Source organism: Subtercola boreus (genome assembly GCF_003399625.1).
Classification (GTDB): domain Bacteria; phylum Actinomycetota; class Actinomycetes; order Actinomycetales; family Microbacteriaceae; genus Subtercola; species Subtercola boreus_C.
Genome location: NZ_NBXA01000026.1, coordinates 170,639 through 195,264, shown reverse-complemented (window position 1 = coordinate 195,264; position 24,626 = coordinate 170,639). Strand labels below are relative to the sequence as shown.

The 24,626-nt window shown below is 68.7% G+C and carries 20 protein-coding genes; 7 read left to right on the top strand and 13 right to left on the bottom strand.

Annotation, left to right across the window (positions count from 1 at the left end):
* The first annotated feature begins 16 nt into the window (after window positions 1-16).
* Window positions 17-1,063 carry an ABC transporter permease gene (locus tag B7R21_RS14360; RefSeq protein WP_116283925.1) on the top strand — a complete coding sequence of 349 codons (1,047 nt, stop codon included), beginning with the start codon at window positions 17-19 and terminating at the stop codon, window positions 1,061-1,063.
* Window positions 1,060-1,914 (top strand): ATP-binding cassette domain-containing protein, encoded by an 855-nt coding sequence (locus tag B7R21_RS14355; RefSeq protein ID WP_253259827.1) that lies wholly within the window; start codon window positions 1,060-1,062, stop codon window positions 1,912-1,914. Before B7R21_RS14360 ends, B7R21_RS14355 begins: the two co-directional genes overlap by 4 nt.
* Before the next feature lie 36 nt (window positions 1,915-1,950).
* On the opposite strand, the gene ybaK is transcribed toward B7R21_RS14355, so the two are convergent.
* The 5 genes from ybaK to B7R21_RS14330 are packed head-to-tail and all read right to left on the bottom strand — an operon-like array spanning window position 1,951 to window position 9,730.
* The gene (gene ybaK, locus B7R21_RS14350; RefSeq protein WP_116283923.1) at window positions 1,951-2,451 is read right to left on the bottom strand and encodes a Cys-tRNA(Pro) deacylase; all 501 of its coding nucleotides are present in this window, start codon (window positions 2,449-2,451) and stop codon (window positions 1,951-1,953) included.
* A gap of 29 nt (window positions 2,452-2,480) precedes the next feature.
* Entirely contained in the window at window positions 2,481-3,248 is a 768-nt protein-coding gene (locus B7R21_RS14345) for an alpha/beta hydrolase (RefSeq protein WP_253259826.1), read from the bottom strand.
* A gap of 30 nt (window positions 3,249-3,278) precedes the next feature.
* Window positions 3,279-3,560, bottom strand: a complete 282-nt coding sequence (locus B7R21_RS14340) for a metal-sensitive transcriptional regulator (protein ID WP_116283922.1) — start codon at window positions 3,558-3,560, stop codon at window positions 3,279-3,281.
* A 43-nt stretch (window positions 3,561-3,603) separates the two neighbouring features.
* Window positions 3,604-4,383, bottom strand: coding sequence for a DNA-formamidopyrimidine glycosylase family protein (locus B7R21_RS14335; protein WP_116283921.1), 780 nt, complete (start codon window positions 4,381-4,383; stop codon window positions 3,604-3,606).
* Window positions 4,376-9,730 (bottom strand): ATP-dependent helicase, encoded by a 5,355-nt coding sequence (locus tag B7R21_RS14330; protein WP_116284260.1) that lies wholly within the window; start codon window positions 9,728-9,730, stop codon window positions 4,376-4,378. The genes B7R21_RS14335 and B7R21_RS14330 overlap by 8 nt, the downstream gene beginning before the upstream one ends.
* A 134-nt stretch (window positions 9,731-9,864) precedes the next feature.
* On the opposite strand from B7R21_RS14330, the gene B7R21_RS14325 reads away from it, so the two are divergent.
* Window positions 9,865-10,404: an NUDIX hydrolase family protein gene (locus B7R21_RS14325; protein ID WP_116283920.1), complete on the top strand. Its 540-nt coding sequence runs from the start codon at window positions 9,865-9,867 to the stop codon at window positions 10,402-10,404.
* A gap of 43 nt (window positions 10,405-10,447) precedes the next feature.
* On the opposite strand, the gene B7R21_RS14320 is transcribed toward B7R21_RS14325, so the two are convergent.
* The 4 genes from B7R21_RS14320 to B7R21_RS14305 form a co-directional block, all read right to left on the bottom strand.
* A complete protein-coding gene (locus B7R21_RS14320; protein WP_116283919.1) occupies window positions 10,448-11,407 on the bottom strand; it encodes a nucleoside hydrolase in 960 nt (319 codons plus the stop codon).
* Window positions 11,408-11,545: 138 nt separating this feature from the next.
* Complete coding sequence (locus tag B7R21_RS14315) at window positions 11,546-13,192, bottom strand: DEAD/DEAH box helicase (protein WP_116283918.1); 1,647 nt, start codon at window positions 13,190-13,192, stop codon at window positions 11,546-11,548.
* Between the two features lie 355 nt (window positions 13,193-13,547).
* The gene (locus B7R21_RS14310) at window positions 13,548-14,207 is read right to left on the bottom strand and encodes a DUF1684 domain-containing protein (protein WP_116283917.1); all 660 of its coding nucleotides are present in this window, start codon (window positions 14,205-14,207) and stop codon (window positions 13,548-13,550) included.
* The gene (locus tag B7R21_RS14305) at window positions 14,207-14,824 is read right to left on the bottom strand and encodes a hypothetical protein (RefSeq protein ID WP_253259824.1); all 618 of its coding nucleotides are present in this window, start codon (window positions 14,822-14,824) and stop codon (window positions 14,207-14,209) included. Before B7R21_RS14305 ends, B7R21_RS14310 begins: the two co-directional genes overlap by 1 nt.
* A 61-nt stretch (window positions 14,825-14,885) precedes the next feature.
* Between B7R21_RS14305 and B7R21_RS14300 the strand changes: the two genes are divergently transcribed.
* Both B7R21_RS14300 and B7R21_RS14295 read left to right on the top strand, forming a co-directional pair.
* Window positions 14,886-15,431, top strand: a complete 546-nt coding sequence (locus B7R21_RS14300; protein WP_116283916.1) for a hypothetical protein — start codon at window positions 14,886-14,888, stop codon at window positions 15,429-15,431.
* Window positions 15,432-15,488: 57 nt separating this feature from the next.
* Window positions 15,489-15,791 carry a DUF427 domain-containing protein gene (locus B7R21_RS14295; protein WP_116283915.1) on the top strand — a complete coding sequence of 101 codons (303 nt, stop codon included), beginning with the start codon at window positions 15,489-15,491 and terminating at the stop codon, window positions 15,789-15,791.
* Here B7R21_RS14295 and B7R21_RS14290 read toward each other — a convergent pair.
* From B7R21_RS14290 to B7R21_RS14275, 4 genes are all read right to left on the bottom strand, one after another.
* On the bottom strand, window positions 15,781-16,347 hold the full coding sequence (locus B7R21_RS14290; protein WP_116283914.1) for a SprT-like domain-containing protein: 567 nt from the start codon (window positions 16,345-16,347) through the stop codon (window positions 15,781-15,783). The two genes, B7R21_RS14295 and B7R21_RS14290, sit on opposite strands and share 11 nt — an antisense overlap.
* Before the next feature lie 141 nt (window positions 16,348-16,488).
* The gene (locus B7R21_RS14285; RefSeq protein WP_253259823.1) at window positions 16,489-17,001 is read right to left on the bottom strand and encodes a tetratricopeptide repeat protein; all 513 of its coding nucleotides are present in this window, start codon (window positions 16,999-17,001) and stop codon (window positions 16,489-16,491) included.
* Window positions 17,002-17,041: 40 nt separating this feature from the next.
* Complete coding sequence (locus B7R21_RS14280) at window positions 17,042-18,433, bottom strand: PQQ-dependent sugar dehydrogenase (RefSeq protein WP_253259822.1); 1,392 nt, start codon at window positions 18,431-18,433, stop codon at window positions 17,042-17,044.
* A 45-nt stretch (window positions 18,434-18,478) separates the two neighbouring features.
* A complete protein-coding gene (locus B7R21_RS14275) occupies window positions 18,479-19,309 on the bottom strand; it encodes a spermidine synthase (RefSeq protein ID WP_116284258.1) in 831 nt (276 codons plus the stop codon).
* A gap of 454 nt (window positions 19,310-19,763) precedes the next feature.
* On the opposite strand from B7R21_RS14275, the gene B7R21_RS14270 reads away from it, so the two are divergent.
* Window positions 19,764-20,693, top strand: a complete 930-nt coding sequence (locus tag B7R21_RS14270) for a hypothetical protein (RefSeq protein WP_116283912.1) — start codon at window positions 19,764-19,766, stop codon at window positions 20,691-20,693.
* 382 nt (window positions 20,694-21,075) lie between these two features.
* Window positions 21,076-24,567, top strand: coding sequence for a DNA-directed RNA polymerase subunit beta (gene rpoB, locus B7R21_RS14265; RefSeq protein ID WP_116283911.1), 3,492 nt, complete (start codon window positions 21,076-21,078; stop codon window positions 24,565-24,567).
* The last annotated feature ends 59 nt before the right edge of the window (window positions 24,568-24,626 follow it).

Sequence of the window (24,626 nt, the reverse complement as noted above, 5' to 3'; positions counted from 1 at the left end):
CCCGAAAGGACACACCGTGACCACGACCGACATCATGACGATCGCTCTCAGACCCCGTGTCGAACGCCGTCCGATCCGGCGCGTTCTCGCCCGGCCCGAGACGGGGGCCTTCGTTGCCGCCCTCGCCGTTCTCGTCTTCTTCTCGATCTACACGAACACCTTCCTGACCCTCCCCGGGGCGGGAGTGTGGCTCGAATCCGCCTCCACCTTCGGCATCATGGCCGTTGCCGTGGCCCTGCTGATGATCGGCGGCGAGTTCGATCTCTCCGCCGGCGTCATGACCGGTTTCACCGCCCTGATCGTGGGCATCCTGACCACCCAGTTCGGGCTGAACATCTGGGTTGCGGCCGTCATCTCGCTGATCGTCGCGCTCGCCATCGGCGCCCTGAACGGCTACGTGGTGATGCGCACCGGGTTGCCGAGCTTCATCGTCACCCTCGGCACGTTCTTCGTGCTGGCCGGGGCCGACCTCGCCGTGACGAAGCTCCTCACCGGGCAGGTCTCGATCCAGGGCATGGCCAAGGTTCCGAACTACGACTCGATCCAGCCCCTGTTCGGTTCGTCGATCACGATCGGCGGCGGGGTGTTCTACGTCTCCGTCGTCTGGTGGATCGTCGTCACGGCGATCGCCACCTGGGTGCTGCTGCGCACCCGCGCCGGCAACTGGATCTTCGCCGTCGGCGGCGCCCTGAACTCCTCCCGCCAGGTGGGTGTGCCGGTGATGAAGACCAAGATCGGCCTCTTCATGACCACCGCGGGCGCTGCCTGGCTGGTCGGCATGATCTCGCTGTTCCGCACCTCGACCGTGCAGGCGAACACCGGCGTCGGCCAGGAGTTCATCTACATCATCTGCGCGGTCGTCGGCGGTTGCCTGCTCACCGGCGGATACGGATCGGCGGTCGGCGCGGCACTCGGCGCGCTGATCTACGGAATGGTCTTCCAGGGCATCACTTTCGCGCAGTGGGACACGAACTGGCTCCGCACGGTGCTCGGCGCCATGCTGCTGCTCGCCGTCTTCCTCAACCATTGGGTTCGCAGACGAGCTTCAGGAGGAGCCCAGTGACCAGCACAGAACCGAAGACCCGGATCACCATCCTCGAGGTCAACAACATCGGCAAGAGCTACGGGGCGGTCAACGCTCTCGCAGGTATCTCCACCGTCGTCAACGCGGGGCAGGTCACCTGCGTGCTCGGCGACAACGGGGCCGGCAAGTCCACGTTCATCAAGATCCTCGCCGGGGCTCACACGCCGAGCGAGGGGCAGCTGCTGCTCGACGGCGAGCCCGTCACCTTCTCGTCGCCGAGGGCGGCGCTCGACCGGGGTATCGCGACGGTCTACCAGGACCTCGCCGTGGTTCCCCTGATGCCGGTCTGGCGGAACTTCTTCCTGGGTTCCGAGCTGACCCGCGGCTCGGGTCCGTTCCGTCGTCTCGACGTCAAGGAGATGAAGCGGATCACCCTCACCGAGCTCCTCAACATGGGCATCGACCTCCGCGACGTGGATCAGCCGATCGGCACCCTCTCCGGCGGAGAGCGCCAGTGCGTGGCGATCGCCCGGGCTGTGTACTTCGGTGCACGGGTGCTCATTCTCGACGAGCCGACCGCCGCGCTCGGCGTCAAGCAGTCTGGAGTGGTGCTGCGCTACATCGCCAGGGCCCGCGATCGGGGTCTCGGGGTGGTGTTCATCACCCACAACCCGCACCACGCCTTCCCTGTCGGCGACCGGTTCCTGCTGCTGAACCGCGGCGAGAGCATCGGCGACTTCGAGAAGTCGAAGATCACGCTGGGGGAGTTGACCAGCCTGATGGCGGGCGGCGCGGAACTCGATTCGCTGACACATGAACTCGAACGGGAGCTCGGGGCGGACTCGCCCCTGGTGAAAGAGCTGGAAGCCGAGAACCAGCAGGCCGAATGACCCCGGGGCACTGCTGGCGACGATCCTTCTCCGCGCTCATTCGCGGCGGATCGTCGCCAGCTGTGCGCCGGTGACGGCCAGCAGGTCCTCGGGCCTCACCTCGATGTCGAACCCGCGGCGGCCGCCCGAGACGAAGATCGTGTCGAACAGGATGGCGAGGTCATCCAGAACCGTCGGGAGCGGCGTCTTCTGGCCGAACGGGCTGATACCGCCCCGAACGTAGCCGCTCTTCCGCTCGGCGACGGCCGGCTCGGCCATCGCGCCCCGTTTGGCGCCGATCGCGCCGGCCAGGGCCTTCACATCGAGCTTCGAGGAGACGGAGACGATGCCGACCGCCAGCCCCCGGTCGGTGTCGACCATGAGGGTCTTGAAGACGCGCTCAGGGTCGATGCCGAGTGCCGTTGCGGCTTCGGAGCCGAAGTCCGAGGTCGAAGCGTCGTGCGGGTAGGGGTGTGGGATGAACGCGACACCGGCTGCGGTGAGGGCGACCGTGGCGGCCGTCGTCGGGCCTTCGCCCGGCCCCGGTGATCGTGCCATGACGGAGTATCCCGAAGGCCCGGTCGCCGCTAGCCGCGAGCTTCGGGTGCGGGTGCGGGTGCGGGTGCCGGTGCCGGTGCCGGTGCCGGTGCTTCGGCTGCGCCGGCTGGGTCGCCCAGGCCGAGCGCTGCCTGCAGGAAGACCGTGACGTCGCCGATCTCCTCCTGCGACACCCCGTGCAGGATGCCGGGGTAGAGCTTCGCCGTGAGGGTGGAGTGGCCGGGCAGCCACGCTTCGGTGCGCGCGACGGCCTCGGCGGTGATGACCGGGTCCGCGACATCCCGCCCCCAGAACACCGGGGGCCTCACCTCGGCCAGAACCTGGTCGCCGGGTGCGTCGCCGGTGACGGTGAAGCCCGACAGATTCACTGCGGCGGCGAACCGCGCGGGAGCCGTGCGCAGCAGGTGCACGGCCATGGCCCCGCCCTGCGAGAAGCCGAGCGTTGTGATGCTCGGCGGGGTTCCACAGGCGGCTTCGACCCGGTCGAGCCACTCGAGAACAGATGCGGCAGCGTCGTCGAGCCCCGAGATGCGAGGGTTGCCGGGTCGGCCGATCGTGAACCAGGCGAAACCGTCGACGATGGGCTGCGGCGCGACCAGCGGTGCCCGCAGGGAGGCCGCGATCGTGCCCGCCGGGAGCAGCGGTGCGAGCGAGATCAGGTCGTTCTCGTGCGAGCCGTAGCCGTGCATGATGACAATGAGGGGGCTGTTCGGCAGTCGCTCGGCCAGTTCGGCGGCCGGAACCGACCAGACGACCACGGCATCGTCGATGGCACTGCGGAGGGGGAAGTCGGTCACGCCCCTGAATCTACCAGCCGGTTCGGCTGGCTACTCGCTGCGGTTACGGCTCAGTTCGAAGATGCGCACCAGCTCGTCGATGGCTGTCTCGCGCTGCTCCCCGCCCTCGTCGAACATCTCGCTCACATGCGTCTTCAGGTGGTTCTCGACCATGAGCTTGTTGAGGGAGCCCAGGGACTTCTGGATAGCGAGGGACTGCGTGATGATGTCGATGCAGTAGTCCTCGTTCTCAATCGCCTTCTCGAGCCCGCGGAGTTGGCCTTCGAGGATCTTGGTGCGGTGCAGCGCCCGCTTCTTGATGTCTTCGATCACAGGTTCACCCTATTGCGGACCGCTGGGAGCTGAGGCCGGCGGCTCAGGTCTGGCAGCGCGGGCACCAGTAGGTGTCGCGGAGCGAGAGTTCCGTCGCTCCGAGCTTGCCGGCCAGGATCGTCGTGCCGCACCGCCGGCACGGCTGGCCTGCCCGGTTGTAGACCCAGACCTGTTTTCCCGGCCGGAGGTCGCCCGTGGTCGTGCGCTCCACGCGGTCCCGGTTGGCAAGAATCAGGCGGGAGGCGAGCCCCACGACCGCCTCGAGTCTCGGCACCTCGCCGACGGGCCGGGTGGGCAGCACCCCGCGCAGGAAGCACAGCTCGTTCGCGTACACGTTTCCGAGCCCGGCGAGGTTCCGCTGGTCGAGCAGGGCGACGTCGATCTCGCGGGCCGGGTCGCTCGCCAGTCGTCGCTCGGCCTCTTCCGCGTCCCAGCCCGGCCCGAGCAGGTCGGGCCCGAGGTATCCGACGGCTTCGTCCTCGCGATCCCGTGGCAGCACCTCGACGAGCCCGAGTTCGAAGCCGACGGCCGTCCATTCCGCGTTCGACAGGATCGCGCGCGCCTTCCACGCGGGCTTCCGCCAGCGGGTTCCCTGCCGGTAGAGGTGCCAGGTGCCCTCCATCTTCAGGTGCGAATGGATGCTGAACTCTCCGATCCGCATGAGCAGGTGTTTGCCGCGGCTGACAACGTCGTCCACGGTCTCGCCGGTCAGATCGACGGTCGCGAACTTCGGAACGCGGATGTCGCAGCCGGTCAGCACCGTACCGGCGAGCACCGCGTTGAGATGCTCCGCCGTGCGGTAGACGGTATCGCCCTCAGGCACTCCGCAACCTCAGTCCTCGGGGGGTGTTGCTGAACCCGGAGATCTCGAGCATCCGGCCCACGGATGTCCCCACCGAGAATTCGCCGTTGATCTTCTCGATCGTGAGCTTGTCGACCCGCCCCGACAACACCGTCTGGGCGAGAGAATCGGCTGCCTCGATGAGCGCCTCCTCGTTCTCGCTGAACGCCAGCACGGTCTTGCCTCCGCGTTCGACATAGAGCGCAAGCTCCCCGTCGACGAGCACCACCAGTGCCCCCGCCTTCCGTCCCGGGCGGTGCCCCTCGCCCTGCGGCCAAGGCAGCGCGGCACCGTACGGATTCGCGGGATCGGTGGCGGCGAGCGTCAGTGCACGCGTGCGCTCCTCCCGCCCGCGCCCCCGCCCGCGCGGAGCGCCGCCGCCTCCCGCGCCTCCTGCCCCCGCGCCCGCCCGGGCGCTTCCCGCCCCCGCCTCCGCGCCCCCACGGGCTGTCGACTTTCCCGTTTGCGCACCCACTGGGCGCGATCCCTGCTCGAAGGGGAAAGTCGACTGCTGGACGGTTGCCGCATCGGACACCTGCGGAGCGCGCGGGTCGTGCCCGAGCATCCCGCCTCCGCCGCGTGGCTCACCAGCTCCGCCCGCGGAGCGCGGCGCATCGCCCGACTCGCCGCGCTGGTCGCGCAGGACGTCGGCCGAGAACGCTCGCAGTCGGTCGACGGTGCCGCCGGTCGCGAACTGCGAGGCGCCGAGCCCTTCGATGAAGTAGCCGCGACGGCAGCGCCCGGTCTCCTCGAACTGGCTGAGAACGCGGTAGGTCAGCGCGAATCCGCCGGGCTGGTGTTCGCTCATCACAGATCCACGGGTGACCACGCCGTACCGGTCGAGCAGGAACTCAGCGGTCGCGTGGGCGCGGAGCGTCGCATCCCGCTCCGCTCGCGGAAGCATCGACCAGCGCCCACCGGCCGTCGGCGGGCCCACCCGGGTGGCCATCGTCGGTCGTGAGTACGCGCGACCCCGGTACATGCGCGCCCGCGGTGCAGAGCGTTTGACGGTGTGCGCCGATGCGCCCCCGCCGGTGAGCGTACGCAGCGGTGCAAGGGTGTCGTTCGTGATGCGGCCGGCCCAGACGAGATCCCACAGTGCGGTCACAAGTTGCTCGTCGGTGAAGAATCCCGCACCGGGCAGGGCAGAGGGCACCGGATGCACGGGGGTGGCGCCCACGGCCGCAGCCTCGAGCTCGCTGCCCGCTGATACACCCGCGGCCGATGAACCCGCACCTGACGGTCCAGCACCCACCCCTGACCCGCCCGCCCCGACGCCCGACTTCGGCGTGCGCCGCGGACTCCTCGGCCGGAGTGACTCGGCGAGAACGCGCTGCGCATCGGCGGCGCTCTCGGCCGCCTCGACCCGGGCCTTCTCGGCCGCGCTGCCCAGCTCGTCGGCGACCGCGTCGGACAGGTTCCGGAAGAAGTACGCCCCGCCACCGGCCAGCGTCTTGAGCACAGCGGACTGCAGGTCGCTCGGCTCGAGTTCCGGCATCTCGGGGAGGGTGACGCGCACCGTGTCGGCGAGGTGCAGGGACACCCAGCCGTCGCTGCCGGCCAGGGATCCGCTGCCCGACCAGACGATCTCGCCCGCCGCCGTCAGCTCGTCGAGCATCGCCGGGCTGTAGTCGCGCACGCGCGCGGGGAGCACGAGCGTCTCCCAGGCGGAGGCGGGCACGGGCACCCCGGCGAGCTGCTCGATCACCGTGAGAACGCCGTCCACCCCGCGGAGGTTTGCTCCGACGTGCTGCCAGACCGGCAGGAAACGTGCGAACGCCGCGGCGTCGACAGGTTCGACCTCGTGCCGCAAGGCGGCGAGCGAACGACTGCGGAGCCGCCGGAGCACCTCGTTGTCGCACCACTCGCTCGACGCAGCAGCGTGGGCGAACCGCGAGAACTCCGGCGTGAGCGGGATGACCTCGCGAACGTCGCCGCGGGAGTCAGCGCCCCCGGCAGCACTGCCGCCACCGTCCGCGCCATCGACAAGTCCCGCGCCAGCAGCACCCGCGCCGCCGACACCCGCGCCCACAGCACTCGTGCCGCCCATTCCCCGTGCCCCCGGCACCCCGGTCGGCCGGAACTCGCCCTCCACCACACGCCGCGCCGCCTCGAGCCGCTTCAGCGTCTCGTGCACCACCGCCGACCCGAGGCCGAGCCGCACGCCCACCTCCGGCGCTGTGAACGGCCCGTGCGTGCGGGCGTATCGCCCGACCAGGTCGCCGAGCGGGTCGTCCACCGGCTCGATGAAGGCATCGGGCACGCCGAACGGGATCGGCACGCCGAGGGCATCCCGCAGCCGGCTCGCGTCTTCGATGGCCGCGAACCGGGCATCGCCCGCGATCGTCACCGCCAGCACCCGCCGGGCGTCGAGCAGCGCAGCCACATGCCCAGAGGCGGAGTCCCCGTCGGTCAGTCGCTCGGCGAGTTCGTCGATGCTGAGTGGGCCGAGCATCCGCACCAGGTCGGCAACTCCTTCGACTCCCGTCGCCTGCCGCCCCGAAGCGACCCGCTGCAGTTCGCGTTCGGTCTGCTCGATGACGCCGGGGTCGAGCAGCTCACGGAGTTCTGCCCGCCCCAGCAGTTCGGCCAGCAGTGTCGGGTCGAGCGACAGCGCCGCGGCCCGGCGCTCCGCCAAGGGACTGTCGCCCTCGTACACGAACGAGGCCACGTAGCCGAACAGCAGCGACCGCGCGAATGGCGACGGCTCGGGCGTCTCCGTCTCGATGATGCGGATGCGCCGGCTCTCGATCTCCCCCGCCAACGCTTTCAGCGAGGGCAGGTCGTAGACGTCTTGAAGGCACTCACGAACGGTCTCGAGGATGATCGGGAACGTCGGATACCGCCGGGCGACCTCCAACAGCGCTGCCGATCGCTGCCTCTGCTGCCAGAGCGGTGACCGTTTGCCGGGATTCTGCCGGGGCAGCAGCAGCGCCCGCGCCGCGCTCTCGCGGAACCTCGACGCGAACAGGGCCGACCCGCCCACCTCGGTGGTCACGAGCAGTTCGAGTTCGTCGGCGTCGAACACGAACAGGTCGGCGCCCGGCGGCTCGCTCTCGGTGTCGGGCAGTCGCACCACGATGCCGTCGTCGCTTGCCACGACCCCGCCGTCGACCCCGAACCGCTCGCGGATTCGCGCCCCGATGGCCAACGCCCACGGCGAGTGCACCTGCATCCCGTAGGGGGAGTGCAGGATGACGCGCCAGTCCCCGAGCTCGTCGCGGAACCTCTCGACCACCAGCGTCTGGTCGCTCGGCACGTGCCCGGTCGACTCGCGCTGTTCGGAGACGAACGTCACGAGGTTCGTCGCCGCGTTCTCGTCGAGGCCTGCCGCGCGGGCCAGCTCCAGGGCGCGGGCCTCGGTGGCCCCGCCCACAGCCCGAGTGAATGCCCCGATCGCGCGGCCGAGTTCGGCCGGTCGTCCGAGCCCGTCTCCGCGCCAGAACGGCAGCCGGCCCGGCTCGCCGAATGCCGGGGTCACGCGCACCTGGTCGTGGGTGATCTCCTGGATGCGCCAGCTCGTGGCCCCCAGCGCGAAGACGTCGCCGACACGCGACTCATAGACCATCTCCTCGTCGAGCTCGCCGACCCGCGACGCTTTCTCGCCGACCATGAACACGCCGAACAGGCCGCGGTCGGGAATCGTTCCGCCGCTGGTGACCGCGAGCCGCTGGGCGCCCGGCCGGCCGGTGATCGTTCCGGCGTCGCGATCCCACACGATGCGCGGGCGGAGCTCGGCGAACTCGTCGGAAGGGTAGCGCCCGGCCAGCAGGTCGAGCGTGGCCTCGTAGGCCGAACGGGGCAGCGCGTTGAACGGGGCGCTCCGTTTGACCTGGTCGAACCACTCCTCGACGTCGATCGACTCGAGCGCGCAGGCCGCGACCGTCTGCTGGGCGAGGATGTCGAGCGGGTTCTTCGGCACGTTGAGCGTCTCGATGAGACCCTTCGTCATGCGGTCGGCGGCCACGGCCGAGTGGATGAGGTCGGCCCTGTGCTTCGGGTAGATGACCCCGCGCGACACCTCCCCGACCTGGTGCCCGGCCCGCCCGACACGCTGCAGCCCGCTGGCGACCGAGGGCGGTGACTCGACCTGCACCACCAGGTCGACCGCTCCCATGTCGATGCCGAGTTCGAGGCTCGATGTCGCAACCACGCAGCGAAGCCGCCCGCTCTTCAGGTCGTCCTCGATGATCGCCCGCTGTTCCTTGCTCACAGAACCGTGGTGTGCGCGGGCGAGAAGCGGCAATGCTCCGCTGGTCTGGCCGCTCTGCGCCATCACCTGGGCGGGCGCGCCAGCCGAACGCTGGGCGGTGGATGCCGCATCCGTTCCCGCACCGTCGACCCGCTGCACGAATCCGTCGCCATCGACCTCGAGACCCTGGCGCTCGGCGTAGATCTCGTTCAATCGAGCTGTCAATCGCTCGGCGAGCCGACGAGAGTTCGCGAACACGATGGACGAGCGGTGCTTCAGCACCCTGTCGACGATGCTCTCCTCGACGTGCGGCCAGATCGAGCCCTGCTGAGGTGTCGCTGCTGCGGCGGAACCCTCGAGGGCAGGGGCGGCGCCGAGGTCGCTCATGTCCTCGACCGGCACCACGACCCGCAGGTCGAACTTCTTCGTCGACACGGGTGCCACGATCGTCACCGGCACCCCGCCGGCCAGGAACCTCGCCACCTCCTCAGGCGGTCGTACAGTGGCAGAGAGACCGATGCGCTGCGCTGGTCGCTCCAGCAGGGCATCCAACCGCTCGAGGCTCACGGCGAGGTGCGCACCTCTCTTCGTGGCGGCCACAGCGTGCACTTCGTCGATGATCACCGTCTGCACATCTGACAGCGTCTCCCGGGCCGCGGAGGTGAGCATCAAAAAGAGCGACTCCGGCGTCGTGATCAGGATGTCGGGCGGGTTCTTGATCATGGTGCGACGGTCACTGGCCGTCGTGTCGCCCGAACGCACGCCCACGGTCACGACGGGCGGCGTCGTGCCGAGGCGTTTCGCGGTCTGCGTGACGCCCACGAGCGGGGCGCGGAGGTTCCGCTCCACGTCGACGGCGAGGGCCTTCAGCGGCGAGATGTAGAGCACGCGTGTACCGACAGGCTTCTCGTTCGCCCCGGCTGCGGGCGTAGCATCCGGAACCCCCACCGGCTCGGCGATCAGCCGGTCGATCGCCCAGAGGAATGCCGCCAGCGTCTTGCCCGACCCGGTGGGCGCCACCACCAGGGCGTGCGCACCCTCCGACACGGCCTGCCAGGCCCCGATCTGAGCCTCCGTCGGCGCGGCGAAGGCGCCGGCGAACCACTCACGGGTCGCGGGCGAGAACCGTGCGAGCACGCTGGAGACCGCCCCGCCACGTGCCGCTCTTCCCGTCTGCTTCTTCACCCCTCCATCCTCGCCGATACCACTGACACTCGCCTCGTTCGACTCCAAGTGAGCGGCAACCCTTGCGGGATGGGTGAGAATGAAGCATGAGCGTTCGCACCCCTGACCCGAACTCCGGCTGGTTGAGTGACCAGGAGCTTGAAGAGATCAGACGGCGGTTGCCGTTGCTCTACGTCGAGGCGGTTCCCGTGCGGGTCGACGGTCTCGGGCAGGTCACCGAGGTGGGCGTGCTGCTGCGCGTCTCGTCGAGCGGCAACATGACACGCACGATCGTCTCGGGCCGCGTGATGTACGGCGAGACCCTGCGCGATGCCCTGTTCCGGCACCTCGAGAAGGACCTCGGCCCGATGGCGTTCCCGCAGCTGCCCACCAGCCCGATCCCGTTCTCGGTGGCCGAATACTTTCCGATGCCGGGTGTCAGCGCCTTCACGGATGATCGCCAGCACGCGGTCTCGCTGGCCTACGTCATCCCGGTCACCGGTACCTGCGACCCACGCCAGGACGCCCTGGAACTCACGTGGATGACGCCCGAGGAGGCATCGAGCGACGCTGTCCACGCGGAGATGGAAGGCGGCCGGGGCGCCCTGCTGCGCGCGGCGCTCGCGTCGGTGGGCCGGCTGGCCTGACGGCCGCTCGCGTCGCCTGCGTGCGCCGGCGCCCCCGCCCTCGCTAGTCGAGCAGCGCGACCGTGCGCAGGAACAGCTCGACGTAGCGTTCCGCATCCACCTCGAGCGCGACATCCGTGAGTCCGACGGCCGAGTGAAGCCCGTGCATCCGGTCCTCTCCCGGAAACTGGCGCCGGTCGACGACCGTCTGGCCGCGGCTCGCTCCGGCGAGCTCGACGAAGACAGGCAGCCGTTCGACCGTGAGGGCGTCGGGATCGACGAGAGCGCACACCGCGCCCGCGTCGCCGATCAGCCCGGTGTACACGGGTTGCCGGCCGGGCCCCATGCCGATGCGGTGCGAGAGCAGGGCCCCCGCCAGCCGCTCTGCCCGCTTCCCGCTCATCTGCAAGGCCTCGCTCGTCTCGAGCGGAACAGCCACCCGGTTGAACACGTCGAGACCGTACATGAACGTCTGGATGCCCGAGTCGAGCACGATCGCGGCCGCCTCGGGGTCGTGCCACACGTTGAACTCCGCAGTGGGCGTGGCGTTGCCGACGCTGGCGGATCCGCCCATGAACAGGATCCGCTCGATCTTCTCCGCGACCTCCGGATGCGTACGGAGCAACAGCGCGAGGTTCGTCTGAGGCGCGAGCGCGATGATCGTCACCGGCTCGGAGCTCGCGAGCAGTTGCTCCCGCAGCATCGCGACGGAACCCTGGGCCACCGACCTGCGGGTCGTCGAGGGCAGCTCGATGCCGCCGAGCCCGTCTGAGCCGTGTACGTGCGACGCATCGCGGGCCGGCGCCAGGAGGGGTCGCGTCGCGCCGGCGGCGACCGGGATGTCGCCCGCCCCCGCCGCGTCGAGCACCCTCACCGTGTTCTCGACGACCTGCGGCAGGGCGGCGTTGCCCGCCACGCAGCTCACCCCCAGCAGGTTGATCGCGGGATGCGCGACAGCGAACAGGATCGCCATGGCGTCGTCCACCCCCGTGTCGACGTCGAGCAGGACATTCGTGTGACTCATCAGCCCAAAATACCCCACCCCCGCCTGCTCCCTCGCTCACCGCGCGACAAAGGGACCCCTCTCGTCCCGACGCTGAAGCGTTCGAACGAGAGGGGTCCCTTCGATGAGACGGAGACCCGGGGATGGCCCCGGGGGAGGCTAGCCCTGGGCGCGGCGCGGGGCCGAACGCTGCGGGCGCGGAGCCGTCTGCGATCCGCCGGCACTCGACCACACCGTGGTCGAACCGCCCTGGCCGCCGCGACCGCCGCCGCCCTGGCCGCCGCCGCGACGGGCACCGCCGCCGGCACCGCCCGCTCCGCCGGCGGAACCCGAACCGGCACCGCCGCGACGCGGGCGGTCGGAACCGGTCCCTGCACCAGCACCGGCCGAAGCGCCGTCACGCAGGCCGCGCTTCCGCTGGGCGTTGGCTCCCTGCGAGCCGCCGCCATCACGCGAGCCGCCGCCCTGGCCGCCGCGTCCACCGCGACCGCCACCGTTACCGCCGTTGCCGCCGCGCGAGCCGCCACCCTGGCCGCCGGAACGGCCACCACCGGTGAGCGTCACGGGAGCATCCGACGGCTTGACGTACGCAGCCACCTCGCCGACCAGCTCGTCGACCGACGGCGATTCGAGACCGACGCGCTCGACGGCCACGGAGATCGCAGCCTTCCGCATGAGCTGGTCGAGATCCTTCCGCTGGGCGGGCAGGATGATCGTCACGACGTCACCCGCGCTGCCGGCGCGAGCCGTGCGGCCCGAGCGGTGCAGGTACGCCTTGTGCTCGGCCGGCGGGTCGACGTGGATCACGAGTTCGATGTCATCGACGTGCACACCGCGGGCCGCGACATCCGTCGCCACCAGAACGCTCACGTCGCCGGCGCTGAACGCGGCGAGGTTGCGGTCACGGGCCACCTGCGAGAGGTTTCCGTGCAGGTCGACGGCCGGGATGCCCGCGTCGATCAGCTGGCGCGCCAGCTTCTTGGCGTGGTGCTTGGTGCGCATGAAGAGGATGCGGCGGCCGGTACCCGAGGCGAGCTTTCGAACGAGAGCGGTCTTCGCCTCGGCGTCGTTCACCTCGAACACGTGGTGGGTCATGGCCGCGACGGGGGAGTTGGCTTCATCCACCGAGTGCAGAACCTCGTTGTGGAGGAACCGGTTCACGATCTTGTCCACGCCGTTGTCGAGCGTGGCCGAGAAGAGCAGGCGCTGGCCGTGCTCGGGAGTCTTCGACATGATGCGGGTCACGACGGGCAGGAAGCCGAGGTCAGCCATGTGGTCGGCCTCGTCGAGCACGGTGATCTCCACGGCGTCGAGCGACACGAAGCCCTGCTTCATGAGGTCTTCGAGGCGGCCGGGGCATGCCACGACGACATCGACGCCGGCCTTCAGCGCGGTGACCTGGCGGCCCTGCGAGACGCCACCGAAGATGGTGGTCGACTTCAGCCCGTAGGCGTCGGCGAGCGGCTGCAGTACGGCCGAGATCTGGGTGGCGAGCTCACGCGTCGGCGCGAGGATCAGCCCGACCGGGTGACCCGGGCGACGCTTGCCGCCGGCCAGCGCGCCGGCGAGGCGGGCGACCATCGGGATGGAGAACGCGAGCGTCTTGCCCGAGCCCGTCTTGCCGCGACCGAGCACGTCGCGCCCGTTCAGGGTGTCGGGAAGGGTGTCGACCTGGATCGGGAACGGGCTGGTGATGCCTTCAGCTGTCAGCTTGGCGACGATCGGGGCGGGAACGCCGAGAGTGGCGAACGAGGGGCCGGTGGCTTCGGATGCAGCGGCCAGAGTGGTGGGAGGAGCAATGGTCATGGGGGTTTCGGTGCCTTCCAGGCATCGGTTCCGCCGGAGAACTGCGCGTGCCGGGCACGTTCTGGTGCCTGGCGGAGTGCGTCTGCGCGATCTCATTCCGGCTCACGTGGCCTCAGCTCGGGGCTGGGCGCACGATCGTTGGCCGGACTTCGGTGGAAGTGTGGCGAAGGTGCCGGTGGGCACATCCGTTCGCCGTGAGAATTCATCTCCGTGACGAGGGCCTTCTGAGAGCCGTTCGGTGACGAAGAGGTGCGTTCTACGACGCAGGGAGCGCGCGATTGCGCTCGCAAGTAGTCCAAGCCTAGCGTATGACGCCCGCACCGCGCACGGTCACCCGACCGGCGCGACCGTCCGCTCAGTGGTACAGCTCACCCACCGGAATCTCGGCAGCCACCCGGTTGCCGGCCGGGGCCAGCGGGCAGGCCCACGCGGGGTCGTATGCGCACGACGGGTTGTACGCGAAGTTGAAGTCGAGCACGAGCGAGGCCGGCGCGGCCCCTTCGCCGAGGAATGCACCCTTGATGGTGTCGAGCAGGTACCGGCCGCCCCCGTACGTGCCGCCGCGCCGTCCGGCCAGGGCATCCCGTATCGGCAGGAACAGCCCGCCGCCGTAGGACTGCAGCCGCCACACGTCGAGGAGGCCCACGCCAGGAACATCCGCGCGGCCCACCAGCTCGAACGGAACGACCCCGTCGGTGCCGGTCTCGAAGTCGAAGCGGGCGGGCTCCTCGGGTTCGACGAGCTCGACCTCGAACCGCCATGCCGGGTCGTAGTCTGCGACGGGCAGGCCCGCGAACCCCTCCCGTTCGTCCGGCAACAGCGGGGTCTGCGGATGCGTGGCGAACAGTTCGTCGCGCGCTCCCCGCCAGAAGGTGTGCGCCTCCACGGCGGGATCGGTGCCGTGCGATCCGACCGCGGTGTCGGGGCCGGCCGCCAGCCTCCTCGTCTCGGCGTAGAGCGCGAACACCTGCTGGCGCCAGTCGAGCGTCTCGATCGCGGTGCGTGCGTCGGCCATCAGAGCGCCGCGCCGCCGCTGGATGCCGCCGCGCCGCCGCTGAATGGCGCCGCGCCAGCTTCTCCCGGCGCGGCGCCACGGCCCGACGCCGCGACTTCCTCCGCCACCTCGTCCACCACCGGCGCCGCATGCTTCGGCTCGAACGACCAGGTCGGCGCGAGCTGCTGCAGCCGGATCCCGCGGATCTGCCAGAACGCCCACATGCTCACCCAGATCGCCGGGGTCAGCGCGCCCGCTCCGATGATCAACCGGTCGCGGTAGAGCGTCTTCGACGGGTCATACGGGTCGGCCGACACGGCCATCCGGTGGTCCCACGTCTTCATCAGCGTGAGAGCGCCCGAGGCCCCGTACCCTTTGTCGTGGATGATGCGCACCCCCGGGTGCTGGGTGCGCGTGCGGTCGATGTCGATCACCTGCCGACCCATCGGAACCAGCCCGAGCGCTTCGATCTCCACCCGGTTCTTGCCCTCGGGCCAGGTCGTGCTGAAGCCGCCCTCCTCGAGCGACACCACCTTCAGCAGCGGCGCAGACACCTCACGGAACACCGTCGGGCTCTGCAGCGCCCGCCATGCGGCGTCGACGGAACAGTCGAGAGTCAGTTTCAGCATCACCTTCATGCTCCCAGTCTCACTCACCCCGGCCCCGTCCGCGCCCTGTTGACAGCACTACGATTGTCGGGTGAACACGAGTGAGACCGACCCGCAGCCCGTCTCCGAGACCCGCGCCACCTCCGCCCAGACCCACTACCAGGTGCGGTTCGGCAGGGGTGCCGGAGCGCTCGAGACCGTGGGGCGGCAGGCGGACGTGCTGGTCTGGGTGGATGCCCTCCCCGACGTGCCGGCTGCCGGCCAACCGCTTGCGCCCATCGCGGTGCCGACGCTCGAGGGGGTGCCGGTCATCCATGCCGATCTCCGAACGCGCACTCGCGCGGCACGGTGGATGCTCGAACAGCAGGTTCTGGCCGGCGACCGTGTCTCGGTCGCCGTCATCGCCGCGGAGGACACTGTCGAAGACACCCTCGCCGCCGGAGCCGTGATCGATGCGCTGGCAGCCCTCGGGATCGACTTCTCCTCGCCGGAGGCCGCCGCCGCGTGTGCTTCGTTCACCGGGCTCGAGCGTGCGGTCGGGCACCTGCTGTCGGCATCCGTCAACGGGCGCGCGCTCGTGTCGGCCGGCTACGCCGAGGTGGTCGCCGAAGCAAGCGGTATCGATTCACAGAGCTGAGTGGTTGCATGGTGGTGAGCGGCCGATCGGTGGTCGCGAACGATCTGGAGGTCACCCATGAAAGCTGTCATCAACGGAACCGTCATCGCTGAGGCCCCGAAAGAAGACCTGATCGCCATCGAGGGCAACTGGTACTTCCCGCCGTCGAGCGTCAACTCGGACTACCTCGTGACGAGCGCAACGCCTTACACCTGCCCGTGGAAGGGCGAGTGCCAGTACTTCAGCGTGAAATCCGGCGACGAGACCCTCAAGGATCGCGCCTGGAGCTACCCGAAGCCGTACGCGTCGGGCATCGACCGCGTCGGTAAGGACTTCAGCGACTACGTGGCGTTCTGGAAAGAAGTGAACGTCACCGAGTAGCCGCCCCCTGCCGCGGGGTCCCGGCCTGTCGCCTCGATGCGGCCGGGATCTCGCGGTGCACCCACTGGATGACGTGGGCCCTGTCGAAGCGCTTCGAACACGCCCCGCAGCCCAGCACCCGTGCCGGCTTGCGGTAGCGGTAGTGCAGGTGTCCGCTCGGGCAGGTGCCGATCCAGGGTGCCAGCTCGTCGGCGATCGCACCCTGGTGCAGGCGTTTCCCCTCGTAGCCGAGCTCCTTTGCGACGGCCCGCCACCTCGGGCCGTGACCGCTCCGGGATCCGGCGATGGCGTGTGCGATCTCGTGGAGCAGCACCTGGTGGATCTCGTCGTCCTCGTAGCGCGCCGCGAGGTAGCGCGAGACCGTGATCCGTCGCAGGGAGTAGTTGCACTGGCCGGCCCGGGTCTTCGCGTTGTCGAACCCGAACGTCCACCGGCCGCGGGTCGGATCCCCGCGGTTCGGATCACTGCGGGTCGGATCACCGCGGTTCGGATCACTGTCGAGGTGCAGCGCAATGAGGGCTTCTGCCCAGGTTCTCACGCGGTGTAGGTCTGCCACGCCTGAAGCCTAAGTCACCCGGCCGACATCGCCGCCGAACCTCGCCCTCGGTCCGTTCGGCCGCGCCATGTCAGGCGCCCACCGCGCCACACCGGGCGCCCACCGCACCACACCGGGCGGAGGCCGCGCCGCACCGGGCGGCTACTTGCCGAGGAACGCCTCGGCCACGCCGATCGCCACGAGGGAGCTCTCGAGCTGGTCCATGGAGGCCCCGGACTTCTCCCACAGCACCACCGCATTCTTGAAGTCGGCAAGGGCTTCGCGGTACTCGCGCTGGTCGAAGAGCACTCGCCCGCGATTGTGGAGGGCCGTGGCCTCGAGCGCAGTCCACTCGTGACCGTGCGCCTCCTCGGCGCAGATCGTCAGGTCGGTGAGGGCGGGCACGAGCTTGCCCTGGTACTGCTGGACCTGGGCGCGGCGGATGCGGGCGGCCAGCCCCTGCTCGCGATCGCCCGAGAATCGGGCTTGGCGAAGCGCCTCGTTGGCGATGTCCCAGGCCTCGTCGAGTCGACCGAGCAGGCGCAGCAGGGACAGTTTCTCGTTGAGTGCCGACAGGCTCCGGAGCGAGCCGAGTTCGGTGAGCCGCTGCTCCGCGGCGGCCACGTCGACGGTCTCGCGGAGGGTCTTCGGGTCGTAGCCGGTGATGATGCTCAAGGGTGGGCGCTCCTGGTTCGGTTCTGCTTCAGCTTACGGCTCAGGATGCGCCGGGGGAGAGAGCAACACGGACCAGTCGGTCGTCTCCAGCCTGTGGAGAACCTCTGCCATCGGTGTTGTTGGTGACGAGAAGAAGTCCGGTGCCATCGGCGGTCACCGCCACGTCCCTGATCCGTCCGAGCGATCCCTGGTAGTAGTTCGTCACGAGGGTGCTGTTGAGGACGGGAGTGTCACCGCTCGGGCTGATCGACCAGAGGCGCTCGCCGCCGAGTCCCGCCAGAAAGAGCGTGCCGCCGATCATGGTGAGCCCGCTCGGGCTCGCCTCATCCGTCGTCCACTGCACGATCGGGTTGGTGAAGCCATTTAGGGTGCCGCCGGGCCCGCCGTCGCCGAGCCCCTCGACACCCGGCCAGCCGTAGTTGGCGCCCGGAGTGATGACGTTCAGCTCGTCCCACGTGTTCTGGCCGAACTCGGCCGCGTACATCGTGCCATCCGAGCTCCATGCCATACCCTGCGGATTGCGGTGCCCGAGGCTGTAGACCGGCGACCCGGCGAACGGATTGTCGGCCGGAATCGCCCCCGTCGGCGTCACCCTCAGGATCTTGCCCGACAGCGACTCGACGTTCTGAGCATTCGCCGACTGGTTGGCGTCGCCGGCAGTGATGTACAGCATCCCGTCGGACCCGAACAGGATCCGTCCGCCGTTGTGATTCGAGGCCTTCGGGATGCCCGTGAGAACGTCACTCGCGGCGCCGAGGCTGAAGGCGCCGGGGCTGCCCTCGAGTGGCATCCGCACCACGCGGTTGTCGCTCGCGGTGGTGAGGTAGGCGTAGAGGTAGGTCGGCGCGGTGCCGCCAGCCGCCCCGGTGCCGCCAGCCGCCGTGCCGCCGATGACGCCAGCCGTGTCGACGTAGGCTGCGAGACCCAGCAGTCCACCCTCCCCGGCGGCAGCCACTCCTGGCACCGTGCCGATCGCGCCCGCACTCCCATCGGACCGGATCTCCTTCACCACACCGGTGTCCCGCTCGTCCACGAGCACCGTTCCGTCGGGCAGGGTCGCGATGGCCCACGGCGCATCCAGCTCGACGGCGACGGTCACGGGGTCGCCCACGGGGTGGAACCCACCCGTCGTCGACGCCCCCACACCGCCGGTCCCCGCGCCGCCCCACGCAGCTCCGGTACCCGTGGCCGCCCCGCCCGTCGCGGGCGTGGTCGCGGCCGCCGTCGGCACGCCCGTACCCGTCGGGGCGACGCTCGCCGTCCCGCCCGCGCCCGGCCCCGGCTGCGTCACCAGTGGATCGCCGTCGGTACACCCACTGACCGCCAACACGATGGCCACCCCGAGTCCTGCAACAGCCCCGATCGCGCCCCGGCGCCCGGGCCGCCCCTGCCCGTCATCCATCCGCCGCCCGCCGAGTGAGCTGTTCGCCATTCTCGTCATCGGTCGGCCTCCGGTCTCTCAGCGGGAACTGCGGTCCTACCCCACACTGCCCGGTTTCACTTGGAAGATGCTGCGTGCAGGCGGCGGCGACGGCACGGCCGTCTGATCGGTCACCACCGGCGCGCTCTGGATGAACGCCCGCAGTTCCCCTCCGTCGACCACCTTCGCGGGGGTCGGATCGCTCGCCACCAGCCGGGGCATCCGCTCGAACGGCAGGGGGGCATCCGACGCGAACATCACCACATTGCCGAACCGCCTGGACTTCAGCACCTGCGGGTCGACGACCAGGGCGACGTGCGCGAACACCGCCGAGAGCGTCGCGGCCTGGCTGCGTGCGAAGGCGAGCCCTGCGCCGTCGGCCACATTGGCGGCGAGGATGCCCGTCGGCGCCATCAGCGCGGATGCCAACGCGTAGAACTCCACACTTGTCACGTGTGCAGGCGTGCGAGCCCCGGAGAACACGTCCACCACAAGAAAGTCGATCGTGCCCTTCAGCCCAGGCGGAAGCTTGCCGAGCACCTCCCGCGCGTCGCCGTGCCGCACCCGGATCTGCGCGCCCTGCGGAAGCGGCAACTGCTCCCGCACGAAGTCGACCAGCTCGCTCTCGAGCTCGACGACCTGCTGCCGAGACCCGGGCCGCGTCGCCGCCGCGTACCGGGGGAGTGTGAACGCCCCGCCGCCGAGGTGCAGCGCCGTGATCGCCTCGCCCTCCGGCGCCACGAGGTCGATCCCGTGCCCGATGCGTCGCACGTACTCGAACGCGAGGTAGGTCGGGTCGTCGAGTGCGACATGCGACTGCGGCGTGCCGTCGACCACCAGCGTGAAGGCCCCCGGCTGATGCCGGTCGGCCTCGACCACTGCGCGCATCCCGTTCCCGAGCGTCACGCTCGGATGCTCGCCGCCGCTTCCCGTGCGGCGCCTGCCGCGGTTCTCACTCACGCCCCCACGCTACCCCGCCCCCCTTCCTACCCCCCGATTCCCCACCCCCCGATTCCCCACCCCCCGATTCCCCACCCCCCGATTCCCCACCCCCCATTCCCCACCCCCGTGCCCCCTCCCATTCCCCACCCTCGTCACCCCCGCCGACTCCCGCGAGCCGTCTCATGCGTAAAAGAGGAACAGAGGTGGCAACACGTCGCTCAGTGCCAGCGCGGGCGTCACAACCTCTTTTACGGCCCGGGTTTGTTGTCGTCGGTGAATCAAGCCCGGCCGCGCCGGAGGGCCCCGCGAGTCTCCTCCACAGGAGCCGAATCACGGCAGTTGTCCACAGATTCCCCTGTTCGGCCAGGGGGTCGTGCGCGGCGCGCGCAGGATGCTGACCATGAACGATTTTGCTCCTGAACTCCTCCCGTGGCCCGGCGTGGTCCACGGCTCCCAGCTGAGCGGCCGCGGCATCGCTTTTCGCGATCTGCAGCGGGCATGCCGAGCCGGGTTCATCAGACGCATTGCCCGCGGCTGGTATGCCCTGCCGGATGCGCACATCACGGTCGTGCGTGCGGTCAGGGCCGGCGGATCTCTGACCGGGCCATCAGCGGCGCGACTGTACGGGCTGTGGGTTCCGCCCGACCTCAGACTCCACGTGGCTGTTCCGAGCAATTCGAGCACAGTGCCGTCTGTGTCGAGTCGGAGCAGCGACCTCTGCGTGCACTGGCTGCCGGATCGAGGGAGACTTCCGATCGCCATCCAGCCGATCCCCGCTGCGCTCGACCACGCCATTTCATGCTGCACTCCGGAGAATGCCGTGGCCATCGTCGACTCGGCGCTCAACAAGCGACTCGTGACGATCTGGCGGCTGCGCGCCTCAGTGGGATCGCGCTCAGAGAAGCACCGTCGAGTCATCGACCGGTCGGATCCCGCGAGCGAGTCCGGGCTTGAGTCGCTGGTGCGTTACCGCTTGGCCTCCCTCCGAATCGGGGTGAGAACCCAGGCGCGTCGGCGTGGCGTCGGCCGGGTCGATCTCCTGGTCGGCGACCGGTTCGTGATCGAACTCGACGGGCGGGCCTTCCATGACGACGACCGTGCCTTCGCCGTCGATCATGAACGCAACCTCGAACTCTTCCGCACCGACCATCTCAACCTGCGGCTGACGTACGAGCACGTCATGTTCCGTTGGCCAGAGATCGAACGGATCATCCTCCATCGGGTGCGTCGGCGTGAGCATCGCTGGAGATCGTCTCAGACCCCGCAGGAGAAGGATCAGAAGAGGATGGAGACCGTCGTTGCGTCCGCCAGGGACGCATCGTCACCCTGAACCTCTTTCAGGAGCACCTCGGCGGACGAAGCAGCGGCGGGCGGGGAAAAGGGGGTCCGACGAGGCGGGCAGGGGGCGCCGGCGGATGGGAATGGGGGAACGCAGGGCGCGGTTATACCGCAGAGCACGAAAATGGTCAACATTCGAGTGGACAGCGGGCCGGGAACGGCATATAGTTGTTCCTTGCGCTCCCAGTACTCCTATGCCTTCATATTGCGGTCGGCTCGCGCTGCAGTTTCTTCTTCGTCAGGCGAAACCGCAGCATCACTCCAGAACCCCTGTGCACATCAAAAGTCAGGCGGGTTTTGTTCGAGGGTCTGGCGAGTTCGACCAAAAGTAAACCCAGTACTGAGACCCGACGGGGTCCACGGAGGTTATTTCCTTGGCTGCTGCGAGCAACGCAACCACCACCACACCCAAGAACGGTCGCGGAGCATCGCGACTCTCGTTCGCCAAAATTTCTGACAACCTGACTGTTCCCGATCTGCTTGCCCTGCAGACCGAGAGCTTCGACTGGCTCGTGGGCAACGACGTGTGGAAGGCACGCGTCGCTGAAGCAAAGGAGCAGGGTCGCAAAGACCTTCCTGAGCACTCCGGCCTCGATGAGATCTTCGAGGAGATCTCCCCGATCGAAGACCTCGGCGAGACCATGCAGCTCAGCTTCACGAGCCCGTTCCTCGAGCCCGAGAAGTACACCATCGACGAGTGCAAGGAGCGCGGCAAGACCTACGCCGCCCCGCTCTACGTCGAGGCCGAGTTCATGAACCACCTCACCGGCGAGATCAAGACCCAGACCGTCTTCATGGGCGACTTCCCCCTGATGACCGAAAAGGGCACGTTCATCATCAACGGCACCGAGCGTGTCGTCGTGTCCCAGCTCGTGCGGAGCCCGGGCGTCTACTTCGACCGCCAGCTCGAGAAGACCTCCGACAAGGACATCTACTCGGCCCGCGTCATCCCGAGCCGCGGTGCCTGGCTCGAGTTCGAGATCGACAAGCGCGACCAGGTGGGCGTGCGCATCGACCGCAAGCGCAAGCAGAGCGTCACCGTGTTCCTGAAGGCCCTCGGCCTCACGAGCGAGGAGATCCTCGAGCAGTTCAAGGGTTACTCCTCCATCGAGGCAACCCTCGAGAAGGACTCCATCCTGACGAAGGAAGAAGCCCTCAAGGACATCTACCGGAAGCTCCGCCCGGGCGAGCAGGTTGCTGCCGAGGCCGCACGTGCGCTGCTCGACAACTTCTACTTCAACCCGAAGCGCTACGACCTCGCGAAGGTCGGTCGTTACAAGATCAACCGCAAGCTCGGTCTCGAGAGCGAGCTGTCGAACTCCGTTCTGACGAACGCCGACATCATCGCGACGATCAAGTACCTCGTGGCCCTCCACGAGAACCAGACCACGCTCCCGGGTACCCGCGGTGGCAAGGCTGTGGAGATCCGTCTCGACATCGACGACATCGACCACTTCGGCAACCGTCGCATCCGTGCCGTCGGCGAGCTCATCCAGAACCAGGTCCGTACAGGACTCTCCCGTATGGAGCGCGTGGTGCGTGAGCGGATGACCACGCAGGACATCGAGGCGATCACCCCGCAGACCCTGATCAACGTGCGCCCCGTCGTCGCCGCGATCAAGGAGTTCTTCGGCACCTCGCAGCTGTCGCAGTTCATGGACCAGAACAACCCGCTCGCCGGCCTGACGCACAAGCGTCGACTGTCTGCGCTCGGCCCGGGTGGTCTGTCCCGTGAGCGTGCCGGCGTCGAGGTTCGCGACGTGCACCCCAGCCACTACGGCCGCATGTGCCCCATCGAGACCCCTGAGGGCCCGAACATCGGCCTGATCGGTTCGCTGGCGTCGTTCGCCCGCATCAACTCGTTCGGTTTCATCGAGACCCCGTACCGTCGTGTCATCGACGGCGTCGTCTCGGAGACCATCGACTACCTCACCGCGAGCGAAGAGGATGAGTACGTGGTGGCGCAGGCCAACGCGCCGCTCACCAAGGAGGCCCGCTTCGCCGAGCCCCGCGTGCTCGCCCGCAAGAAGGGTGGCGAGGTCGACCTCTTCCCCATCGAGGACATCGGCTACATGGATGTCTCCCCGCGCCAGATGGTCTCCGTCGCGACGTCCCTCATACCCTTCCTCGAGCACGACGATGCGAACCGCGCCCTCATGGGTGCGAACATGCAGCGCCAGGCCGTGCCGCTCCTGATGAGCGACAGCCCCCTGGTCGGAACCGGTATGGAGGGCTTCGCGGCCGTCGACGCCGGTGACGTGGTCACCACCCAGCACGCCGGTGTCGTGCAGGAGGTCAGTGCCGATGCCGTGTCGGTGCTCCTCGACGAGGGTGGGGTCGAGACCTACTACCTCCGCAAGTTCGACCGCTCGAACCAGGGCACGAGCTACAACCAGCGCGTCATCGTCAACGAGGGTGACCGCGTCGAGGTCGGAGAGGTCATCGCCGATGGCCCCGCCACCGAGAACGGTGAGCTCGCGCTCGGCAAGAACCTCCTCGTGGCGTTCATGCCGTGGGAGGGCTACAACTTCGAAGACGCGATGATCCTCAGCCAGAACCTGGTGAAGGACGACACGCTCTCCTCGATCCACATCGAAGAGTACGAAGTGGATGCCCGCGACACCAAGCTCGGCAAGGAGGAGATCACCCGTGACCTCCCGAACGTCAGCCCGGAGCTGCTCGCCGACCTCGACGAGCGCGGAATCATCCGGATCGGCGCAGAGGTCCGCCCCGGCGACATCCTCGTCGGCAAGGTCACACCCAAGGGTGAGACCGAGCTGAGTGCCGAGGAGCGCCTGCTCCGCGCGATCTTCAACGAGAAGAGCCGCGAAGTGCGCGACACCTCGCTGAAGGTGCCCCACGGCGAGCGCGGAACCATCATCGCCGTCAAGGAGTTCTCTGCCGAGAACGACGACGAACTCGGTTCCGGCGTCAACCAGCGCGTGGTCGTCTACATCGCCCAGAAGCGCAAGATCACCGAGGGCGACAAGCTCGCGGGCCGCCACGGCAACAAGGGCGTCATCGCGAAGATCCTGCCGGTGGAGGACATGCCGTTCCTTGCAGACGGCACCCCCGTCGACGTGGTCCTGAACCCGCTCGGTATCCCTGGGCGAATGAACTTCGGCCAGGTTCTCGAGATCCACTTGGGCTGGATCGCCAAGCAGGGCTGGAAGGTCGAGGGCAAGAGCAACAAGTGGGCCGGCCGTCTTCCCGAGGCCGCGCACGAGGCTGCCCCGAACACCAAGGTCGCCACCCCGGTGTTCGACGGCGCGCTCGAGGAGGAGATCGGTGGTCTGCTCGATTCGACCCTCGTGACCCGTGACGGCGACCGTCTCATCAACGGCACCGGCAAGGCGACGCTCTTCGACGGCCGCTCCGGCGAGCCGTTCCCCGAGCCCATCTCGGTCGGCTACATGTACATCCTGAAGCTCCACCACCTCGTCGACGACAAGATCCACGCTCGTTCGACCGGTCCGTACTCCATGATCACGCAGCAGCCGCTGGGTGGTAAGGCACAGTTCGGTGGGCAGCGCTTCGGTGAGATGGAAGTGTGGGCACTCGAGGCCTACGGCGCCGCGTACGCACTGCAGGAGCTTCTGACGATCAAGTCGGATGACATCCTCGGCCGCGTGAAGGTGTACGAAGCGATCGTCAAGGGTGAGAACATCCAGGAGCCGGGTATCCCCGAGTCCTTCAAGGTGCTCATCAAGGAGATGCAGTCGCTCTGCCTCAACGTCGAAGTTCTTTCGGCGGACGGCACCGCAGTCAGCCTGCGCGACACCGATGACGAGGTGTTCCGCGCTGCGGAAGAGCTCGGTATCAACATCTCCACGCGGTTCGAGAACTCGTCCATCGACGACATCTGAGTTAGCCAATGATGTGATTCGCGAGATCGCGAATCGGGTCAAAACCCTCTTTAGCTGAC

What these genes read in the sequence shown, in the direction of transcription:
- ybaK (WP_116283923.1), bottom strand. Translation starts at nt 2,451, where the DNA reads ATGGCACGATCACCGGGGCCGGGCGAAGGCCCGACGACGGCCGCCACG.
- B7R21_RS14325 (WP_116283920.1), top strand. Translation starts at nt 9,865, where the DNA reads ATGAGCGTTCGCACCCCTGACCCGAACTCCGGCTGGTTGAGTGACCAG.
- B7R21_RS14320 (WP_116283919.1), bottom strand. Translation starts at nt 11,407, where the DNA reads ATGAGTCACACGAATGTCCTGCTCGACGTCGACACGGGGGTGGACGAC.
- B7R21_RS14315 (WP_116283918.1), bottom strand. Translation starts at nt 13,192, where the DNA reads ATGACCATTGCTCCTCCCACCACTCTGGCCGCTGCATCCGAAGCCACC.
- B7R21_RS14310 (WP_116283917.1), bottom strand. Translation starts at nt 14,207, where the DNA reads ATGGCCGACGCACGCACCGCGATCGAGACGCTCGACTGGCGCCAGCAG.
- B7R21_RS14305 (WP_253259824.1), bottom strand. Translation starts at nt 14,824, where the DNA reads ATGAAGGTGATGCTGAAACTGACTCTCGACTGTTCCGTCGACGCCGCA.
- B7R21_RS14295 (WP_116283915.1), top strand. Translation starts at nt 15,489, where the DNA reads ATGAAAGCTGTCATCAACGGAACCGTCATCGCTGAGGCCCCGAAAGAA.
- B7R21_RS14280 (WP_253259822.1), bottom strand. Translation starts at nt 18,433, where the DNA reads ATGGCGAACAGCTCACTCGGCGGGCGGCGGATGGATGACGGGCAGGGG.
- B7R21_RS14275 (WP_116284258.1), bottom strand. Translation starts at nt 19,309, where the DNA reads ATGCGCGCAGTGGTCGAGGCCGACCGGCATCAGCCGGGGGCCTTCACG.
- B7R21_RS14270 (WP_116283912.1), top strand. Translation starts at nt 19,764, where the DNA reads ATGAACGATTTTGCTCCTGAACTCCTCCCGTGGCCCGGCGTGGTCCAC.